A 16,363-nucleotide genomic window follows, 5' to 3' on the forward strand; every position below is an offset into this window, starting at 1 on the left:
GGGTGTTGGCGTGGGGGTGATGAGGATGGCTCGGATTAAGGTCGATGCGGGGGAGGGGGCGGCGGTTTATCATGTGATGAGCCGCACGGTGAATGGGGAGCGGCTGTTCGATGAGGTCGCGAAGGAGGTCCTGCGTAAGCAGTTGTGGCAGATCGCTGACTACTGCGCCGTGCAGGTCTGCACGTTCGCGATCATGTCCAATCACTTCCATGTGCTCCTGCGCGTGCCGGAGCGGCAAGAGGTGAGCGATGCGGAGCTTCTGCGCCGCTACGCGGTGCTCTACCCGAAGCCGACGCGATACCAGACCGCCCGCCTCGAGGTGATCAAGGAGCAATTGGCTCAAAATGGTCCGGAGGCCGTCGCTTGGCGCACCCAACAGGTGGCACTTATGGGCGACGTCTCTCAATTCATGAAGCTGCTCAAACAGCGCTTTTCGGTTTGGTTCAATCGGTCCCATGGCCGCTACGGCACCCTTTGGTCCGAGCGCTTCAAAAGCGTGCTGGTCGAAAACAAACCCGGCGCCATGCGCACGATGGCCGCCTACATTGATCTCAATCCGGTGCGGGCAGGTCTGGTGAACGACCCGAAGGACTACCGGTTCGGCGGCTATGCAGAGGCACTGGCCGGGAATGAAAGGGCGCGGGAGGGCCTGGCGCGGTTGTTCGATGGGCCGGAGCGGGCGTCCTGGCGAGCCGTTCAGGCGGGCTACCGGCAGATGTTGTTCGGCACCGCCGTGGGTCCTCGCGAGGAGGGGGGCGTCGTTTCGTATGAGGACTTTGAGGAGGTGATGGCGCGTGGCGGGAAACTGCCCTTGTCGACCGTATTGCGGCACCGGATACGTCATTTCAGTGATGGCGCGGTGCTGGGGTCACAGACCTTTGTCGCGGAACAGCTTCGATATTATCGTCTTCGCTCGGGGCGAAGATCACGGTCCTTACCGCGTCCGGTGCCGGCGGTGACCGACTGGGGCGGATTGTGCACCCTGCGGGGTTTGCGCCGGCGGGCGTTTGGTTGACGCCGCCAGGTGACCTGCGCAAAAAAACCGGGCCCAGCGAGCCCGGTTGCAGTGGAGGGGCGCGAGTATCCCTTTATTTGATACGCACCTCGCGGCCGGTGGCGGTCGACTTGTAGATGGCGTCGAGGATCTTTTGCACGGCGAGCGATTCGGCCGGGTCAACGTAGGGCTGCTCCTTGCCCAACAGCACGTCGATGAAGTGCACCATCCGATTTTCGTGCACCAGCGGAGTGCCGGCGGCGACTTCCTCCGTGATGTAACCTTGCTTGCCCGGGCGAATGAGGCGCAGCGGGTTGAGCATCACGCCGGCGTCGGTGCCGAAGACCTGGGAGGTGAAGAAATCGTGTTGGGGCAGATGGGCGGCCCACGAGGCTTCGAGCAACACGGTGCGGCCGCTCTTGAGCTTGATCAGCGCGACGGCGAGGTCGTCGACGTCGAAGGTGGCGTTTTTGTCGATCTCGCCTTTGCCCCACTTGCCCTCGCCGCGGCCGAGGGGGCCGAGCTTGGAGTAGGTTTGGCCGCTGACCGCGACAGCATCGAACTCCCCCATAAGGAAGAGCGCGCGGTCGAGGGCGTGCACGCCGATGTCGTAGGTGCAGCCGCCGCCGGCGAATTGTTTCTGGGTGAACCAGGAGCCGATGCGCGGAATGCCGCTGCGGCGGGTCCAGGCGGTCTTGGCGTGATAGACTTCGCCGAGCTTGCCGTCGGTGATGAGCTTCTTGGCCGTCTGCACCTCGGGGCTGAAGCGCATGTTCTGCCCGACCATGAGCTTCACGCGGCGCTTCTTCGCCTCGGCGATCAACTTGGCGGCGTCCTTGGCGTTGGTTGCCATGGGCTTGTCGATCATGAGGTGCTTGCCGGCCTTGAGCGCTTCGAGGCCGACGGAGGCGTGCAGGTAATTGGGCAGCGCGACGGAAACGACGTCGATGTCATCACGGGCGAGCAGTGCGGTATAGTCGGTGACCAGGTCCGGTATGTTGTAGGTCTCGACGGCCTCGCGTCCACGCACCGGGGAAACTTCAGCGAGGGCGACGACCTTGGCGGCGGGGTGTTGCTGGAAGCTGCGAATGTGGTCGAGGCCGATGGCGCCGGCGCCGATCACGGCGACATTGAAGGAGGACTTTTTCTTGGGCATCTGGAGGGATTTTCGAATTTGGATTCTCGATTTTTTGGTTGGGGCGCGGGGGCGTCAGGCTTGGCCCCAGGACTTGAGTTGTTCGAGAGAGAGGCGGACGGACTCGAGCGGGTCGTGGTTGTATTGTTCGACCTCGATGACGTTCCACTGCACCGCGCCGATCTCGGCGGTGGCGGCGAAGATGGGGGCGAAATCGACCGGGCCGCTGCCGATTTCCTTTTCGTCCTTCACGTGCAAGAGGGTGATACGGCGGCCCTGTTCACGGATGAACTGGGTCGGGTCTTTGCCGCCTTTGTGCACCCAATAGACGTCGGCCTGGCAACCGAGGTTGGCGGGCGCAGCTTCGTCGAGCATCCAGTCAAAGACGCGGCGGCCGTCGACCTCCTTCATTTCCCAATCGTGGTTGTGAAAGTGGAGCTGGAATCCGAGGTCGCGCAACTTCGCGCCGAGGTCGTTGAGCTCGGCACCTATGCGGCGGCAGGCGTCGGCGCTGCGGTATTGGATGGCGGGCCAGGAGGGCACGATGAGGTCGGTGGCGCCGCAGGTGATGGCCTCGTCGACGACCTTGTTGAAGTCGGCCCGGAAGTGGCGGATGTTGACGTGCATGCCGGAGACGACGAGGCCGGCGTCCTTGATCGCGGCGGCGGCAGCAGCGGCATCGAGGTTGCCGAAACCTGCGGTCTCGACGCCGGAGTAACCCATCTGGGCAACCTTGGCGACAGTGCCGGCGAAGTCATCTTTGGTGTGATCGCGCAGCGACCAGAGTTGGAGGGAGGTGCGGGGAGTCGTTGAGGTCATGGAAAGGAAAGAGCAGAGGCCGCACGGTGCGCGGGGTCAACGGCCAGACCGGGCTACAGCCGGGTGTCCGACGGTGAACGTGGACGATCCTCGCTGAGCGCCAGCTCGATCTGATTATCGTCGGCACCGATCCGGGCCTGGTGGCTGAAGTAGCGGTCGCTGAGGAGCTGATCGAAGGCCAGGAGTCGCTTTATCGTGGTGTCGATTACCCGGCGCAGGTTGGCGGGGGTGGCGTCGTCGTCTGGAGCTTCGCCGGAGAAATGGCGGCCGAGGTCGAGTTGTTCGAGTTCCTCGAGCAAGGACTCCAACAACTCTTCCGCTGGCGATTCTTCGGTCCGACCGGTCAGGCCGCGAATGTGGAACAGGGCGCCGTGAATCTGGGAGAGGTTGTGCAATACGCTACGCGGGGCATGCGGCTGTTGCAGGAACAGCTTGGCGACAAAGACCGGTTGGCTGCGCGTGCGGAAGAGACGGCGGTAGGCGTCCTGTGAGCCGAGCATGCGCAGCAGGGCGGAGAGCTCGGGGTTGTCGCGGAAGAGGAGTTGGCGGTCGAGGTCGTGTTCGCGTGCGGCGTGATCGCGCGCGGCGTGCTCGGCGGCAGCGACCAGCACGTGGCGCAGGGTGCTGGCGGTGACGTGGGCGCGCTCGAGTTGCTGCCCGATCTGGAGAAAGTGCCAGCCGGCGTCGTGCAACATGGTCCGCGAGGCAGAACCGAGGCAGGCGTTGACCTCATCGAGCACGCGGGTGATCGCCTGCTTGGCTGCACTCGAACGCATCGCGCGGGCCTTTTTGGTGCGGGCGGCGGAGGGTTGCGCGGCGAGTTCGCGCAGGGTGGCGTCGAGACGGGTGAGCACGCTGCCCGCCTCGGGACTCACGTAGTCGCGGAGTTGGCGGGCGTTGTTGGCGGCGGTGGTGACGCTGTTGATGAGCGAGCTCGGGTGGGATTTGCCGAGGGTCATGCGCCAGAGCAGGTCGCTGGTGAAGGTGGCGGTGGGGCTGGTGCGCGCGTCGATCTTGAGGTCGCTGTGGCCGGTGGCTTCGAGCAGGCCGCGCCAGAGCGGCAGCCAGCGCCGCCGGTCGGCGCCGGAGATTTCCTCGAGCGCCACATCATCGAGGATGTGCAGCATGCGCGCGGTCGACTCGGCGCGTTCCAGATAGCGCCCGAGCCAGAACAGCGATTCGGCCGCGCGGGAACTGGGGACGGTGGACTCGGCGCCGGCAACGACGTTGGTCTCGTAATCGGCCAACGCGCCGGCGGTTTGTTCATCGCCGGCGAGCACGATGACATCGGCACAGGGGCCGACGCGGTCTCGCGGGTAGGGACCTTTGCCGACGTTGATGATACCGCCGGGAAGGACCGCGATGTCGGTGCCGCGGGCGAGGGTGAAGGCGCTGAAACGAAACGGCGACTGCGCCTTGGGGGCATTGGGCAGGGGCACCGACTCGAGGGTGGGTTGAGCGACCCAGGCGTGTGGGTTTTCGCGCAACATGCGGGGCAGCACATTGCCCTTGATGCGGAGTGGCGCGCGATCGGGTTGGCCGACGCGCGGCGAGTGGGTGGGGCGCAGGTGGAGTTCGTCGGCCTGTTCGATGATGGCGTCAATCTGGTCGGTGTCGGTGCAGATGTAGGTCGGCGCGGACGGGAGGATCAGACGCTCGCCGAAATAGAAGCGGGCGAGAGCGGGCCAGTAGGCGTTGAGGGCGCGGTTCTCGGCCACGCCCGAGCCGATGGCATTGGCGACCACAACGTTGCCGGCGCGGATGCATTGCATGAGCCCGGGAATGCCCACCGATTCGAAGTCGGTCGAAAACACGACCGGATCAATGTAGGCGTCATTGAGGCGGCGGTAGATGACATCCACGCGTTCGAGACCGGCGACGGTTTTGAAATACACGTGGTTGTCGAGGACCAGCAGGTCGTCGCCCTGCGCCATGCGCAGACCCATCTTGCGAGCGAGGAAGGAGTGCTCGGAGTAGAACGGGTAGCGGGGGCCGGCCGACAGGAACACCATCGACGGGTGCGCACGATTGGTGGGGGCGAGGCCGCGCAACACATCGACGAGTTCGAGCGGAAAGTTGATGACCGAATGGTAGTCGGGCAGGGCGCGGTAGAAGTCGCCGATCTCCTGGGTGAGGAAGCGCCGGTTCTGCACGGCGTAACTCAGACCCACCGGCGCGTTGGTGTGGACGTCGGTGAAGTGCCAACCGACGGTGGTCTTCACCAGGTCGAAGCGGATGAGGGTAGCCGGGGCCAGGCGTTCGGGCTGGAGGCCGAGTGAGGGTCGGCGGAAGTAGGGGTCAGCCAGGGTGACTTCGGGCGGGACAACCTCGGCGTGGAGCGCGCGTTGCTCGTGGTAGAGATCGGCGAGGAACGCGTTGATGAGTCGGGCCCGTTGCCGGATGCCGGCTTCGAGCAACGTCCACTCCTCCGGCGGAATGATGAGCGGCGTGGGCTCCAATTCCCAGAAGGCGCGGTCGGCGTCGCGGTCGGTGGGGAAGAGGTCGGTCAGCCCGGCGTCCCGCACCGACAATTTAAGCCGGTTGCGCAAGGGCCGCAGCTGGGCCTTGGACGGATGGGGGATCGATCGGGAGCGCGGAGACACGAGGAGAGAAGCGCGGAGTAGAAGGCAGAGGCCGGTGTCGGATCAAGCGTGGTTACGCCGCGGGCGCGCGTAAAAAGAGTTTGTGTCTGCGGGGGCGATGCGGCGTGGTTTCGCGGTGCTTAAGGGGGTAAAGCTCTCCGTGTTGCCGGCCGTTGTTCGGGCCACCCGAGTGTTTTTCGGTGTCGGGATGATGATGTTCGGGAGTGTTGGCTTTGCCTCGGGGGTGGCGGCGAGTGAAACCGACACGCCGGATGAATCGCCCGCGGTCGCGGCTGCGTCCATCGACTGGGAGGCGGTCAAAGCGGAGTCGTTCGACTTGGTTTGGACGACGGTGAGCGAAGGCTATTTTGATCCGGAGTTTGGCGGCGTCGATTGGGCGGGGATGCCGGCGAAGTATGCGGAGGCCTTGGCGGCGGCGGACGATGCGGCCGCGCTGCGCACGGTGCTCTCGCGACTGTTGTTGGAGATCGACCAAAGCCACTTCGCCATCATCCCGCAGGAGGCGACCGTTTTCCGGCCCGAAGAGCGGGAGCGGGTGGGCACGGTCGGTGTGCGGTCGAGTGTGGACGGGGGCATGGTGCTCGTGCAGTCGGTGGCGGAAGATTCGCCGGCCGCCGGATCGGTAAGCCCAGGCGACGCCATCATTGCCATCGATGGTCACGGGGTGGAGCCGTGGGTGGAGCAGATGAAGGCGGCGGGCGTGCTGCCGCAAAAGCGGGATCGCTTCCTGCGTGCGTGGGTGGAGTCGTGGCTGGCGGCCCCGGTGGGCACGGCGGTGCGCCTCGATCTACGCGATCCCGATGGCGCCACCCGGGAGGTCGTTCTGGAATCCGTCGCCCATGAGGGCCCGTGGGCCCAACCGATGGGAAACTTCCCCTCCCAACCTTTGGAAATTGTGGCCGAGTCGGCTCCGGCGCCGCAGACCGCCTATTTGAAATTTAACTCGTTCTCGCCGCATTTGATGGCGCAGATCCGGCGCTTTCTGAAGGACCTCGCGGCGGACCAAGGCCTGGTGCTCGACCTCCGGGGGAACCCGGGAGGCCTGACCCAGATGGCATCGGGCATCGCCGGCCTCATGTTGGACTATCCAGACTCACTCGGCGAAATGCAGCTCCGGCAAGGGCGCCTGTCGGTGCCGGTGTTTCCGCAGGCCGACGCTTTTTCCGGGCCGGTGGCGGTGCTGATCGACGGTGGGTCGGGATCGACGAGCGAAATTCTCGCGTCCGGGCTGCAAGACCTTGGTCGCGCCCGACTTTTTGGGCAGACCTCGGCCGGCGCGGCGCTGCCCTCGTCCTTCAAGCGACTTCCGACCGGCGACTTGTTTCAGTATGCCATCGCCGATTTGCGGAGGCCGAACGGCGCGGCGATCGAAGGCAATGGTGTCGAGCCCGACGAGGTGGTGGAGGCGGCGCGCCGTGATTTGCAGGCCGGACTCGATCCGGTGCGGGCGGCGGCGGAGGAGTGGATCGCCGCGCAACAGCAGGACGCTGGGGAGGTGACGCCATGATTTTTTGGCAATGCCGCGCTAGGAAATGGAGGCGGCAGGTTAGCTGGGCGATCGGCTTGGCGCTGCTGTGCCTTGTCGCGCAGACGGGCGTAGCTGAGGATGAGGAAGAGGATCGGTCCGAAGAGTTTGCCCGGTCGTTGCTCAAACGGTGGCTGTGGGAGTCGGGCGGGGCGAAAAAGATCCAAGATGTGCCAGCCATCCGCATGGAGGGCAAAGTGTCCACGCCGGCGTTCTCGATTCCGATGGTGCAGCTCGCGTCACGCGCGGGACATTTTTTGCAGGAGCTTAGCTACCAAAACGGAATGCATTTCCGGGAAGTCGTGACTCCGGATCGGGCGTGGTTTGAGCACAGTTTTTTGGGCGTGGGAGTAATGAGGCAGACGGAGGCGGCGGAACGGGTTCGTTGGCTGGGGCCTTGGCTCGCGCTGGATTGGGAGCACTGGTATCGCTCGGTGCGCAAACTGAAGGATCAGCAGTTTGAAGGGCGCTTCAGCAATGTCGCGGAGCTCGAGCTCGTGGGCGGCGGCAGCGAGCGGTGGTATTTGGATTTTGCCGACGGGATGTTGCACACCGTCGTGCGGCCCGCCGACCTTGATCGACCGCTGTCGGCCATGCGGATCGACGCGTGGCGAGAGCTGAACGGCTTCGCGCTGCCCCGAAAAATCACCCGTTTCGATTCCGGTTTTGAACTGGCGATCGAGCGGGACGAGTTCACCGCCTTGGACGAGGTGCCTCAGGAGCTGTTTCGCCTCGATGAATCGAAGTGGGAGGATGCGACGATGGTCGAAGCCTTGTTGGCCCGTTATCATGAAACGATTGGGGGCGACACGATGCTGCGCACGCTGCGTTCTCGCGTGATCCGCCAGACTTTGAATGTGCTCTCCAGTGGGGTGGTGGTCCGAATGATTTCCTACCGCAAGATTCCCAACCTCTCACTCGATGTGAAACACGTGGAAGGTATCGGGACCACCTGGAGTGGCTTCAACGGAAAGCAGGCCTGGGAGTTCAGCGAGATCACCGGCTTCCGTTTGTTGGAGGGCGCGGAACTTCAGCAAACCATGATCGAGGCGGACATGTTCAGCGCCGCCCGAATGCGAGACCAGTTCCGGCTCGTGAGTGAGCTTCGACGGGCCGAGTCGACTGATGGGGTTCACCATATTGCCCGTCTTTCCTCGTTCTCCGCGCCTGGCGGCGAGTTTCACTTCAACGCTGAAACAGGTTTCATCGACAAGGTAATTTCAGGCGTGGTGGCGCCGGGTGGAGGCGTCCTTCAAGTCGAAGTGGCGCTGCAGGATTTTAGGGAGTTTGACGGAGTATGGATACCCACCCGGGTGCACACGACCAACCCTGCGATAGAAACCGTATCGGAGGTGCTCTCGGTTGAACACAACGTGGACTTGCCGGATGAGCTGTTCGCGCCGCGACCGGAAGGGGTCGACTATTTTGAGGAATACTCTCGGTGGGAGGACGAGGAAACGGTGCCGTAGGTCGGCTATTAGTCGGGCGGTTTATCCGCCCATCTCCACTGTTGCCATAGGGCGGGAATGGCGAAGGATCAGCGGTTTCCCGATATGTTTAAGAAGATCCTTTCGGTGCTGCGCGGCAAGAAGGCCGACGCGTCCGACGCACCGGCGGCCAAACAGGCCCAACCCAAATCCAATTCTAACAAACCCTCCGGCGAGCGCCCTGCGCGCCCGTCCGGCGAGGGCTCGGACCGTGGTGACAAGAAGCGCCGTTCGCGGGGCGAAGGCCGCGGTGGTCGCGGTGAGCGCAAAGAACGTGGCCCCCGCAGCGACAAACCGCGTGGCGAAGGTGGCCGGGGCCGCGGTGGTCGGGGCCGGGACCGCGGTGATCGTGGCGACCGCGGTGGTCGCGGTGGCCGGGAGCGCCAGCGCCCGGAGCGCGATGACTTTGAGCATCCGCGCAGCGAGCCGATCAAGCCGGTCACGCCGATCGACATCCCGCCGCAGGACACGGAGTTCTCCCAGCTCGGCCTCAACGATGCGCTGGCCTACTCGGTCGCCGAAAAAGGTTACACCTCGCCGACCCCGATCCAGGCCCAGGCCATCCCGCAGGTGCTGGCCGGTCGCGATGTGATCGGCTCGGCCCAGACCGGCACCGGCAAGACGGCGGCCTTCGCCCTGCCGATTCTGCAGCGCCTTGGCGCCCACGGCAAGATGCGCTGCCTGGTGCTCGAACCGACGCGCGAACTCGCGCTGCAGGTCGAGGAAGCTTTCCAGATGTATTCCAAATACACCGACCTCACCACGACGATCGTGTATGGCGGTGTTGGATACGGCAAACAGCGCGAGGACCTGAAGCGCGGTGTCGATGTCTGCGCGGCGACGCCGGGCCGCTTGCTCGATTTGCTCGAGGACGGTTCCACCCACCTCAATGACATCGAGATCGTGGTGCTCGACGAGGTCGACCGCATGCTCGACATGGGCTTTCTGCCCGACGTGCGCCGCATCGTTGAAAAGTGCCCGCGCGCGCGCCAAACCCTGTTCTTCACCGCGACCCTGCCGCCCGAAATCGCCTCGCTGGCGGACTGGGCGCTGACCGATCCGATCGAGGTCAAGATCGGCATGCAGCGCAAGCCGGCCGAGACGGTGTCCCATGCCTTTTACCCAGTGGTTGCCTCCCAGAAGTTCAGCCTGCTGCAGCAGCTCATGGAACGCACCGAGTTCAAGAGCGTGATCGTTTTCACCCGCACCCGCATGGGCGCGGACCGCATCGCCCGCCAGCTCAAGAAAGAGAACCACACCGTCGGTGTGCTGCACTCCGACCGCAGTCAGCGGGAACGCGTCGAGGCCCTGCAAGGTTTCAAGTCGGGCACCTTCGAAGTGCTCGTCGCGACGGACATTGCCGCCCGCGGCTTGGACATCGCGGGCGTGTCGCACGTGATCAATTACGACGTGCCGGAGAATCCGGAGGACTACGTGCACCGCATCGGCCGCACCGGTCGCGCCCAGACCAGCGGCGACGCCTTCACCCTCGTGACCGAGGACGACGTCCGCTACGCGCGTTCGATCGAGCGGTTCATCGGTGCCGAAGTGGAGCGCAAGCGCCTCGAAGACTTCGACTACATTTACTCCGCGCTGTTTGATCCCAACTCGCAGCAGGCCGCCGCCCCGGCGGTCCGCAAGTCGCGCTTGCGGCGCTAAGAAAAAACCGGACGCCGCGAAGCGTCCGGTTTTTTGTTTTTCTGAAGATGGGGTTGGCCGATCAGATCTTCGGGAACTTGGTCCACTTGGCGCCTTTGGCGGAGCTCTTCACGACGGTTTCGATGAAGAGCATGCCGGCGATGCCATCGTCGACCGTCGGGAAGTCGTAACCCTTCTTCGGCGGCTTGCGGCCGGAAACGGCGTCGGCGATCGCGGTGGCGGCAGCGAGGTAGACATTGGCGAATGCCTCGATGAAGCCCTCCGGGTGGGCGAAGGGGGTGCGGGTGGCGCCTTGGGCGGCGGCGCCGAGGTAGCTGTTGCCCCGGCGGTAAACCTGGGGCGGGGCGTCGGCGCGTTTGAAGACGAGTTCGTTGGGATCCTCCTGGTGCCACTCAAGGCCGCCCTTGGTGCCGTAGACGCGAATGTTGAGGTTGTTTTCGTCGCCGTTGGAGATCTGCGAGGCGAAGAGAATGCCCTTGGCGCCGCCGGCGAAACGGACGAGGCAGTTGCCGTCATCGTCGAGAGGGCGGCCCGGGATGAAGGTGGAGAGCTCGGCGCAAATCTCGTCGACCTCGAGGCCGGTGATGTAGCGCGCGAGGTTGTGGGCGTGGGTGCCGATGTCGCCCATGCAGTTGGAGACGCCGGCGGTGGACGGATCCATGCGCCAGTTGGAGATGGCGCCGTCGCCCTTTTCTTCGAGCGCGGTGATGGCGTAACCCTGCGGGTATTCGACGACGATCTTCAGGATTTTGCCGAGTTTGCCGCTGGCGACCCAGTCGCGGGCCTCCTTGACCATGGGGTAGCCGGTGTAGTTGTGGGTGAGGGCGAAGACGCAGCCGGTCTTCTCGATGATCTTCTTGAGTTCGCGGCCTTCCTTGACGGTGAAGCAGAGCGGCTTGTCGCAGACGACGTGGATGCCGGCTTCGAGAAAAGTCTTCGCCACCGCGAAGTGGGTGTTGTTGCGCGTGACGATCGAGACGAAGTCGATGCGTTGGTCGGCGGGCAAGGCGGCTTCCGCGGCAGCCATCTCGGCGTAGCTGGCGTAGACACGGGCCGGGTCGAGGTGGAAGTCCTGGCCGGAGAGTTTGGATTTTTTGGGGTCGGAGGAGAAGCAACCGGCGACGAGCTCAATCTTGCCGTCGAGGTTGGCGGCCATGCGGTGCACAGCGCCGATGAAGGCACCACGGCCACCGCCGACCATGCCCATGCGGAGTTTACGGTTTAGTTTCATAGTTCGGGGAAGGAGGAGAGGAGGGACTGAGAGGCAGGGCGTTTTTTACCACGGATGGACACGGATGGCTTCGCTACCGCTACGCGATGAAACGCGAGGCGGAGTCGGCGCAGGTAGACCTGCCTCCGTGTTTATCTGTGTCCATCTGTGGTAAGAAAATGACTCAGAGGGCGACGGGTTGACCGGTGGCGGCGGAGGCGTAGGCGCCGTCGATGATCTTCATGAGCGAGAGGGCCTCGGCCGGAGTGTTGAGCGGGGCTTCCTCGCCGGAAATCGTTTTTACGAAGTTGGCGGCGGAGCGTTCGCGGCCCATGGTCTCATCGCTGGCCACCTTGACGGTGCGGTTCACCTGCACGCCGTTTTCGGTGGTGTAGAGATGGCAGTCGTCGACGGAAGTTTCATCGAGACCATCAACGCCGAAGAGGCGACGGATCATGCCGCCGGCCTTGGAGCCCTGGAAGGTGCAGGAACACTCCTCGCGCTCGTTCATCTCGGCCCACGAGATTTGGAAGCCGAGGGATTGGCCGGTCTTGAAGGTAATGAAGCCGTGGGCGGCGGCCTCGACATCGTTGACGCCCTGGGCGTTGTCGGGAATGCCCCACGGGCCCTTGAAGGCTTTGTCGTCGATGTGGTCGTTGTAAGTGCGGGCGAGGATGTGGGCCGGTTCCGGGTAGCCCATGAAGTGCAGACCGAGGTCGATCATGTGCACCAGGTCGATGAGCGGACCGCCGCCGGCGAGGGCCTTGTTGGTGAACCAACCGCCGAAGCCGGGAATGCCGGCGCGGCGGATCCATTTGGCCTGGCAGGAGTTGATCGTGCCGATGGAACCGTCGTCCAGGTAGCCGCGCATGGCGTAACTCTCGGGCCGGGCGCGGTTGTTGAAGTTGAACATGAGTGTCTTGCCGGCCGCGTCGGCGGCGGCCTTGAGCTCACTCATCTCGGCGGCGTTCATGGCCGGTGGTTTTTCGCAGAACACGTTCTTGCCGGCCTGGAGCGCCTGGAGCGACAAGGGGGCGTGGAACTTGTTGGGCACGATCACCGACACGCCGTCGAGCTCGGGCAGCGCGGTGAACATCTCGGCGATGTCGCCGAAGGTTTTTTCGATGCCAAACTTGGCCGCGGTGCGATCCGCGGCGGCCTTGTTGACGTCGGCCATGGCGATGACCTCCGCACCAGCTGCGCGAAATCCGTTGATGTGATAGCCGGCCATGCCGCCGGCGCCGATGATGGCGAGTTTTTTGCTCATGAAAGAAGGATGAGGCTGAGGGGCAGGAATGGTTTTTTTAACCACGGATGGACACGGATGGCTTCGTCCCGCAGGCGCGGGACTACGCACCGCAACCCGATCGGTGAAGTCTTCCTTTAGGATTTAGGAATTAGGATTTGGGATTTCTCCGCGGCCCTGCCGCGGAGCATTACTGGTTCTCCTTGTCGAAGGCGGCGTCGAAGGCGACGGCGCTCTTGGAGAAGTCGATCTGTTTGCAGAAGGCGGCGGATTCGGTGCCGCCTTGGACGCGGTCCATGCGGATGTCCTCCCACTCCACGGAGAGCGGGCCATTGTAGCCGACGTCGTTGAGGGCGACGATGATCTCCTCGAAGTTGATGTCGCCGCGGCCGACGGAACGGAAGTCCCAGAAGCGGCGGGCGTCGCCGAAGCCGGTGTGGCCGCCGAAGACGCCGACGTCGCCGTTGCCGTGATCCCACCAGACGTCCTTCATGTGGACGTGGAAGATGCGTTTGCCGAACTCGCGGATGAACTTCACGTAGTCGACGCCCTGATACCCGAGGTGGGAGGGGTCGTAGTTGAAGCCGAAACGCTTGTGGTTTTTGAGCGCCTTGAGGGCGGACTGGGCGGAGGCGATGTCGAAGGCGATCTCGGTCGGGTGCACCTCGAGGCCGAAATTCACGTTCTCCTTGTCGAAGGCGTCCATGATCGGGCCGAAGCGCTTGGCGAAGTCATCGAAGCCGGCCTGCCAGTATTCCATGGAGGTCGGCGGGAAGGCGTAGATGGAGTGCCAGATGGAGGAACCGGTGAAGCCGTTGACGGTGAACGGAGCGCCCTTCTTGGCCCCGGGTTTGGCGTCGAAGAACTTGCGCGCCATCTTGGCGGTCTTGATCAGCTGCTTGGCGGCGCGCTTGCGCACGCCCTCGGGCTTGCCGTCGCCCCAGACGGCGGGCGAAAGGATGGCCTTGTGGCGCTCGTCGATGTTGTCGCAGATGGCCTGGCCAACGAGGTGATTGGAAACCGCGAAGCAGTCGAGGCCGTGGTCGGCGAGCAGTTCCCACTTCTCCTTGATGTATTTCGCGTTGACGGCATCGACGTCGAAATGGTCGCCCCAGCAGGCGAGCTCAAGGCCATCGTAGCCCATCGACTTGGCGAGCGGGGCGAGTTTTTCGAGGGGGAGGTCGGCCCACTGGCCGGTGAACAGGGTGACGGGTCTGGGCATGATGTTGATCGATGATTTCCGGTCCGAATCGGGCCGGGGATTGAGGGGTGAGGGTTGTGAGTTGCGAAGAAAGGAAAGGTCCGCGCGAAGCGGGACGGAAACCCTTTATCCAGCAAGTGTTTCACGCAACCTCGAATGCGGTGCGAGCGCGTTGATCCGTTGAGCGTCGGCGAAGGTCAACGGGACCGCGCTCGATGAAGGGATTGGACGTGACGCGGGTTTACCGTAGTTCAAACCTTCGTCTTTCCTCCTTATGACCTGGCGCCGTCTTTTGCTTCTACTGCTCGCCCTCTCGGGAGGGTTGCGCGCGGCCGAATTGGAGGGGGATCAGCCGGTTGTCATTCAAGCCGCCCGTTTGGAGTATCCCCGCGAGGCTGCGATGCGCGGCATGGATGGTTTCGCCAAGGTGGTGATCGAGGTCGATGAGACCGGTCGTCTGGTCGACTACCTGGTCGCGGAAGCTTCCCATGAATATTTCGCCGCCGGGGCGGTGAAGATCGTTGAGGAAGCGACCTATCTGCCGGCGCGGCTGGACGGCAAGCCGGTGCCGCTGCGCGCGGAGGTGCCGATCGAGTTCAAGGCGGATGGCATCATCGTGAACTCGGACTTTCAGACCATCGTCGATCTGTATTTGCAGGGCGGTCACGCCCGCGAACGCTCGTTCCGCTTGGCGACCCTACAGGACCTTGATCGCATTCCCGTGCCGATTCAGGTGGACCCGCCGCCGTTCCCCGCGGATCTGGCGCGGCAGGGCGTCGTGGGCGAAGTCGTGATAGATTTCTATATCGACGAGAAGGGCATGGTGCGCATGCCTGCGATTGCGAGCGGTGAGCACGACGAACTTGAAACGCTGGCGGTCAATGCGGTGCGATCCTGGCGATTTGAACCTCCCCTGCGGGATGGGCGGCCGGTGATTGTGCGGGTGCGGCAACCGTTCCGCTTCCGCGAAGGCAGTCCGGTCGCGGAGTAGGGGGGCGGCGCGGGGCGTCGTCGGAAAGCCGAAAAGCTGAAAACTCAGTCCGTCAGGCGGCGGGTGAGCTTTTCGCGCAGTTGTTGGCGGGCGCGGTAGAGGCGGGTTTCCACCCCGCGGGGGGAGCAGCCGACGATCTCCCCGATTTCGTGGTAACTCAGGCCGTCGAAATGGTGCAGCAACACGACGGTGCGCAGGCGGTAGGGCAGGGTTTGCACGGCCTCGACCAAGGCGGCGGCGCGGTCGTTGCGCTCGGCTTCCTGGGCCGGGGATTCGGGTTGGCTGCCGATGGGATTGGTGCCGGCAGGTTCGCCGGTCTCGGTCATCTCCTCCCAGCTGTCGCCGGGGTGGCGGCGGCGCCAGCGCAGGCGGTTCCGACAAAGGTTGGCGGTGGCGGTGAAGAGCCAGGCGCCGAGGCGGGTGTCCTCGCGCAGTTTTGGACCGGCCCGGTGCAGCCGCACGAAGGTTTCCATCGCGACCTCGTGGGCGTCGGTGCTGTGCTGGAGGTAGCGCCAAGCGAAGGCGTGAAGGCGCGCGGCCCATCGGTCCATGACCCGCCGGAGTGCAGCGGCATCGCCGGCACGCAGGCCGGACAAATCAGCGAGATCGGGGTCGCTCTCGGCCTCGGACATTGCGTTGGGGTGGACGCGGGGGGCGGGGCTCGGGCTATCAGGGGCGGGCTGGTGGCGCGGCCGAGGTGGCGGGGGCAACCAGCGCGAGATAGCGGGAGCGTTGTTGGGGAGACATGACATCGGCGGTCGCTTCGATGAGCGTGCGGGCGGAGTGATCGGCGGCGGCCTCGATTTCGCGGCGCTCCGAAACGAAGCGGGCGAACTCAAGAAAATCGACGCGGCCTTCGGAGCGGCGCGTCTGCTCAAAATCGGCGAATTCGCTGTCCATGCGCGCGATTTCCAGGGCGAGTTCGCGCAGGCGGGAAGAGGAGCGGGCGTGCAGCTCGACGACACGGGTGAATTGGTCGTCGGTCAGGCGCAGGTCCTCGCGCATCCAGGCAAGTTGGCAACTCAGATCGCCGTCGTCGCAACCGGAGCGCCAGTTGGTCCACGTTCGAAAAGCAATGAGGCCGGCGGCGAGGCCGAGGAACATGACCACAAAGCCGCGGTTCATGACGCGTCCTCCGGGCTGGGGCGGCTGGTGGTGGTGGGACTCACGCTGGCCACGGGATGTTCGATGCGCGGGTTGATGAGCTGCAGGTAGCTGTCGACGACGCGGGCATGGGTGCGGCTGCGTTCGGCACCGACCCGCATCTCGGCGATGAGCAAACCGAGCAAGACACAGGCGCACACGAAGACTGCGGCGAAAGCGGGTTGAGCGAAGACCCGTTCGAGGCGGCGCCACCAAACCAGCGGCGCCGCGGCGGGTCGGGCGGCGATGCGTTGCTGCACTTGGGCCTTGAAGTCAGCCGCGAGTGGCGGCGGCTTCGGGTAGGCTTTGAACAACTCGTCGAGTGGGTCGGGAGAGGAGGACATGGCGAA

At 64.3% G+C, this 16,363-nt stretch carries 14 protein-coding genes; 5 read left to right on the forward strand and 9 right to left on the reverse strand.

The features are described from left to right. The first annotated feature begins 25 nt into the window (after nucleotides 1-25). The gene (locus AC0MRV_RS11365; protein ID WP_472764588.1) at nucleotides 26-1,015 is read left to right on the forward strand and encodes a transposase; all 990 of its coding nucleotides are present in this window, start codon (nucleotides 26-28) and stop codon (nucleotides 1,013-1,015) included. Between the two features lie 73 nt (nucleotides 1,016-1,088). Here AC0MRV_RS11365 and AC0MRV_RS11370 read toward each other — a convergent pair whose 3' ends face one another. Genes AC0MRV_RS11370 through AC0MRV_RS11380 form a run of 3 tightly spaced genes read right to left on the reverse strand, consistent with a single transcriptional unit; the run spans nucleotide 1,089 to nucleotide 5,551 of the window. Then, nucleotides 1,089-2,150, reverse strand: a complete 1,062-nt coding sequence (locus AC0MRV_RS11370) for a Gfo/Idh/MocA family protein (protein ID WP_472764589.1) — start codon at nucleotides 2,148-2,150, stop codon at nucleotides 1,089-1,091. Between the two features lie 54 nt (nucleotides 2,151-2,204). After that, entirely contained in the window at nucleotides 2,205-2,948 is a 744-nt protein-coding gene (locus AC0MRV_RS11375) for a sugar phosphate isomerase/epimerase family protein (RefSeq protein ID WP_472764590.1), read from the reverse strand. Between the two features lie 53 nt (nucleotides 2,949-3,001). Continuing rightward, entirely contained in the window at nucleotides 3,002-5,551 is a 2,550-nt protein-coding gene (locus AC0MRV_RS11380) for a circularly permuted type 2 ATP-grasp protein (protein WP_472764591.1), read from the reverse strand. Nucleotides 5,552-5,738: 187 nt separating this feature from the next. Here AC0MRV_RS11380 and AC0MRV_RS11385 point away from each other — a divergent pair, with 187 nt between their 5' ends. The 3 genes from AC0MRV_RS11385 (at nucleotide 5,739) to AC0MRV_RS11395 (ending at nucleotide 10,222) form a co-directional block, all read left to right on the forward strand. Beyond that, nucleotides 5,739-7,058, forward strand: a complete 1,320-nt coding sequence (locus AC0MRV_RS11385; RefSeq protein WP_472764592.1) for a S41 family peptidase — start codon at nucleotides 5,739-5,741, stop codon at nucleotides 7,056-7,058. After that, entirely contained in the window at nucleotides 7,013-8,545 is a 1,533-nt protein-coding gene (locus tag AC0MRV_RS11390) for a hypothetical protein (RefSeq protein WP_472764593.1), read from the forward strand. The genes AC0MRV_RS11385 and AC0MRV_RS11390 overlap by 46 nt, the downstream gene beginning before the upstream one ends. 84 nt (nucleotides 8,546-8,629) lie before the next feature. Continuing rightward, on the forward strand, nucleotides 8,630-10,222 hold the full coding sequence (locus AC0MRV_RS11395) for a DEAD/DEAH box helicase (protein ID WP_472764594.1): 1,593 nt from the start codon (nucleotides 8,630-8,632) through the stop codon (nucleotides 10,220-10,222). Nucleotides 10,223-10,283: 61 nt separating this feature from the next. Here AC0MRV_RS11395 and AC0MRV_RS11400 read toward each other — a convergent pair whose 3' ends face one another. The 3 genes from AC0MRV_RS11400 to AC0MRV_RS11410 form a co-directional block, all read right to left on the reverse strand. Next, nucleotides 10,284-11,453 (reverse strand): Gfo/Idh/MocA family protein, encoded by a 1,170-nt coding sequence (locus AC0MRV_RS11400; protein WP_472764595.1) that lies wholly within the window; start codon nucleotides 11,451-11,453, stop codon nucleotides 10,284-10,286. Between the two features lie 163 nt (nucleotides 11,454-11,616). Then, nucleotides 11,617-12,699, reverse strand: a complete 1,083-nt coding sequence (locus tag AC0MRV_RS11405) for a Gfo/Idh/MocA family protein (RefSeq protein WP_472764596.1) — start codon at nucleotides 12,697-12,699, stop codon at nucleotides 11,617-11,619. A gap of 169 nt (nucleotides 12,700-12,868) precedes the next feature. Further along, nucleotides 12,869-13,900 carry a sugar phosphate isomerase/epimerase family protein gene (locus AC0MRV_RS11410; RefSeq protein WP_472764597.1) on the reverse strand — a complete coding sequence of 344 codons (1,032 nt, stop codon included), beginning with the start codon at nucleotides 13,898-13,900 and terminating at the stop codon, nucleotides 12,869-12,871. A gap of 253 nt (nucleotides 13,901-14,153) precedes the next feature. Between AC0MRV_RS11410 and AC0MRV_RS11415 the strand changes: the two genes are divergently transcribed. Continuing rightward, complete coding sequence (locus AC0MRV_RS11415; protein ID WP_472764598.1) at nucleotides 14,154-14,870, forward strand: energy transducer TonB; 717 nt, start codon at nucleotides 14,154-14,156, stop codon at nucleotides 14,868-14,870. A 44-nt stretch (nucleotides 14,871-14,914) separates the two neighbouring features. Here the strand turns inward: AC0MRV_RS11415 and AC0MRV_RS11420 are convergent, their stop codons facing one another. Genes AC0MRV_RS11420 through AC0MRV_RS11430 form a run of 3 tightly spaced genes read right to left on the reverse strand, consistent with a single transcriptional unit; the run spans nucleotide 14,915 to nucleotide 16,357 of the window. Further along, nucleotides 14,915-15,502 carry an RNA polymerase sigma factor gene (locus tag AC0MRV_RS11420; RefSeq protein ID WP_472764599.1) on the reverse strand — a complete coding sequence of 196 codons (588 nt, stop codon included), beginning with the start codon at nucleotides 15,500-15,502 and terminating at the stop codon, nucleotides 14,915-14,917. 37 nt (nucleotides 15,503-15,539) lie between these two features. Continuing rightward, nucleotides 15,540-15,995, reverse strand: a complete 456-nt coding sequence (locus AC0MRV_RS11425; protein WP_472764600.1) for a hypothetical protein — start codon at nucleotides 15,993-15,995, stop codon at nucleotides 15,540-15,542. Next, entirely contained in the window at nucleotides 15,992-16,357 is a 366-nt protein-coding gene (locus tag AC0MRV_RS11430) for a hypothetical protein (RefSeq protein WP_472764601.1), read from the reverse strand. The genes AC0MRV_RS11425 and AC0MRV_RS11430 overlap by 4 nt, the downstream gene beginning before the upstream one ends. Nucleotides 16,358-16,363: the final 6 nt, after the last annotated feature.

The sequence above is a fragment of the Actomonas spartinae genome (assembly GCF_051209155.1).
Lineage (GTDB): Bacteria > Verrucomicrobiota > Verrucomicrobiia > Opitutales > Opitutaceae > Actomonas.

Excerpts from the sequence above, each read along its gene's own strand:
- AC0MRV_RS11365 (WP_472764588.1), top strand. The coding sequence starts at position 26 with ATGGCTCGGATTAAGGTCGATGCGGGGGAGGGGGCGGCGGTTTATCAT.
- AC0MRV_RS11370 (WP_472764589.1), bottom strand. The coding sequence starts at position 2,150 with ATGCCCAAGAAAAAGTCCTCCTTCAATGTCGCCGTGATCGGCGCCGGC.
- AC0MRV_RS11375 (WP_472764590.1), bottom strand. The coding sequence starts at position 2,948 with ATGACCTCAACGACTCCCCGCACCTCCCTCCAACTCTGGTCGCTGCGC.
- AC0MRV_RS11385 (WP_472764592.1), top strand. The coding sequence starts at position 5,739 with ATGATGATGTTCGGGAGTGTTGGCTTTGCCTCGGGGGTGGCGGCGAGT.
- AC0MRV_RS11395 (WP_472764594.1), top strand. The coding sequence starts at position 8,630 with ATGTTTAAGAAGATCCTTTCGGTGCTGCGCGGCAAGAAGGCCGACGCG.
- AC0MRV_RS11400 (WP_472764595.1), bottom strand. The coding sequence starts at position 11,453 with ATGAAACTAAACCGTAAACTCCGCATGGGCATGGTCGGCGGTGGCCGT.
- AC0MRV_RS11405 (WP_472764596.1), bottom strand. The coding sequence starts at position 12,699 with ATGAGCAAAAAACTCGCCATCATCGGCGCCGGCGGCATGGCCGGCTAT.
- AC0MRV_RS11410 (WP_472764597.1), bottom strand. The coding sequence starts at position 13,900 with ATGCCCAGACCCGTCACCCTGTTCACCGGCCAGTGGGCCGACCTCCCC.
- AC0MRV_RS11415 (WP_472764598.1), top strand. The coding sequence starts at position 14,154 with ATGACCTGGCGCCGTCTTTTGCTTCTACTGCTCGCCCTCTCGGGAGGG.
- AC0MRV_RS11420 (WP_472764599.1), bottom strand. The coding sequence starts at position 15,502 with ATGTCCGAGGCCGAGAGCGACCCCGATCTCGCTGATTTGTCCGGCCTG.
- AC0MRV_RS11425 (WP_472764600.1), bottom strand. The coding sequence starts at position 15,995 with ATGAACCGCGGCTTTGTGGTCATGTTCCTCGGCCTCGCCGCCGGCCTC.
- AC0MRV_RS11430 (WP_472764601.1), bottom strand. The coding sequence starts at position 16,357 with ATGTCCTCCTCTCCCGACCCACTCGACGAGTTGTTCAAAGCCTACCCG.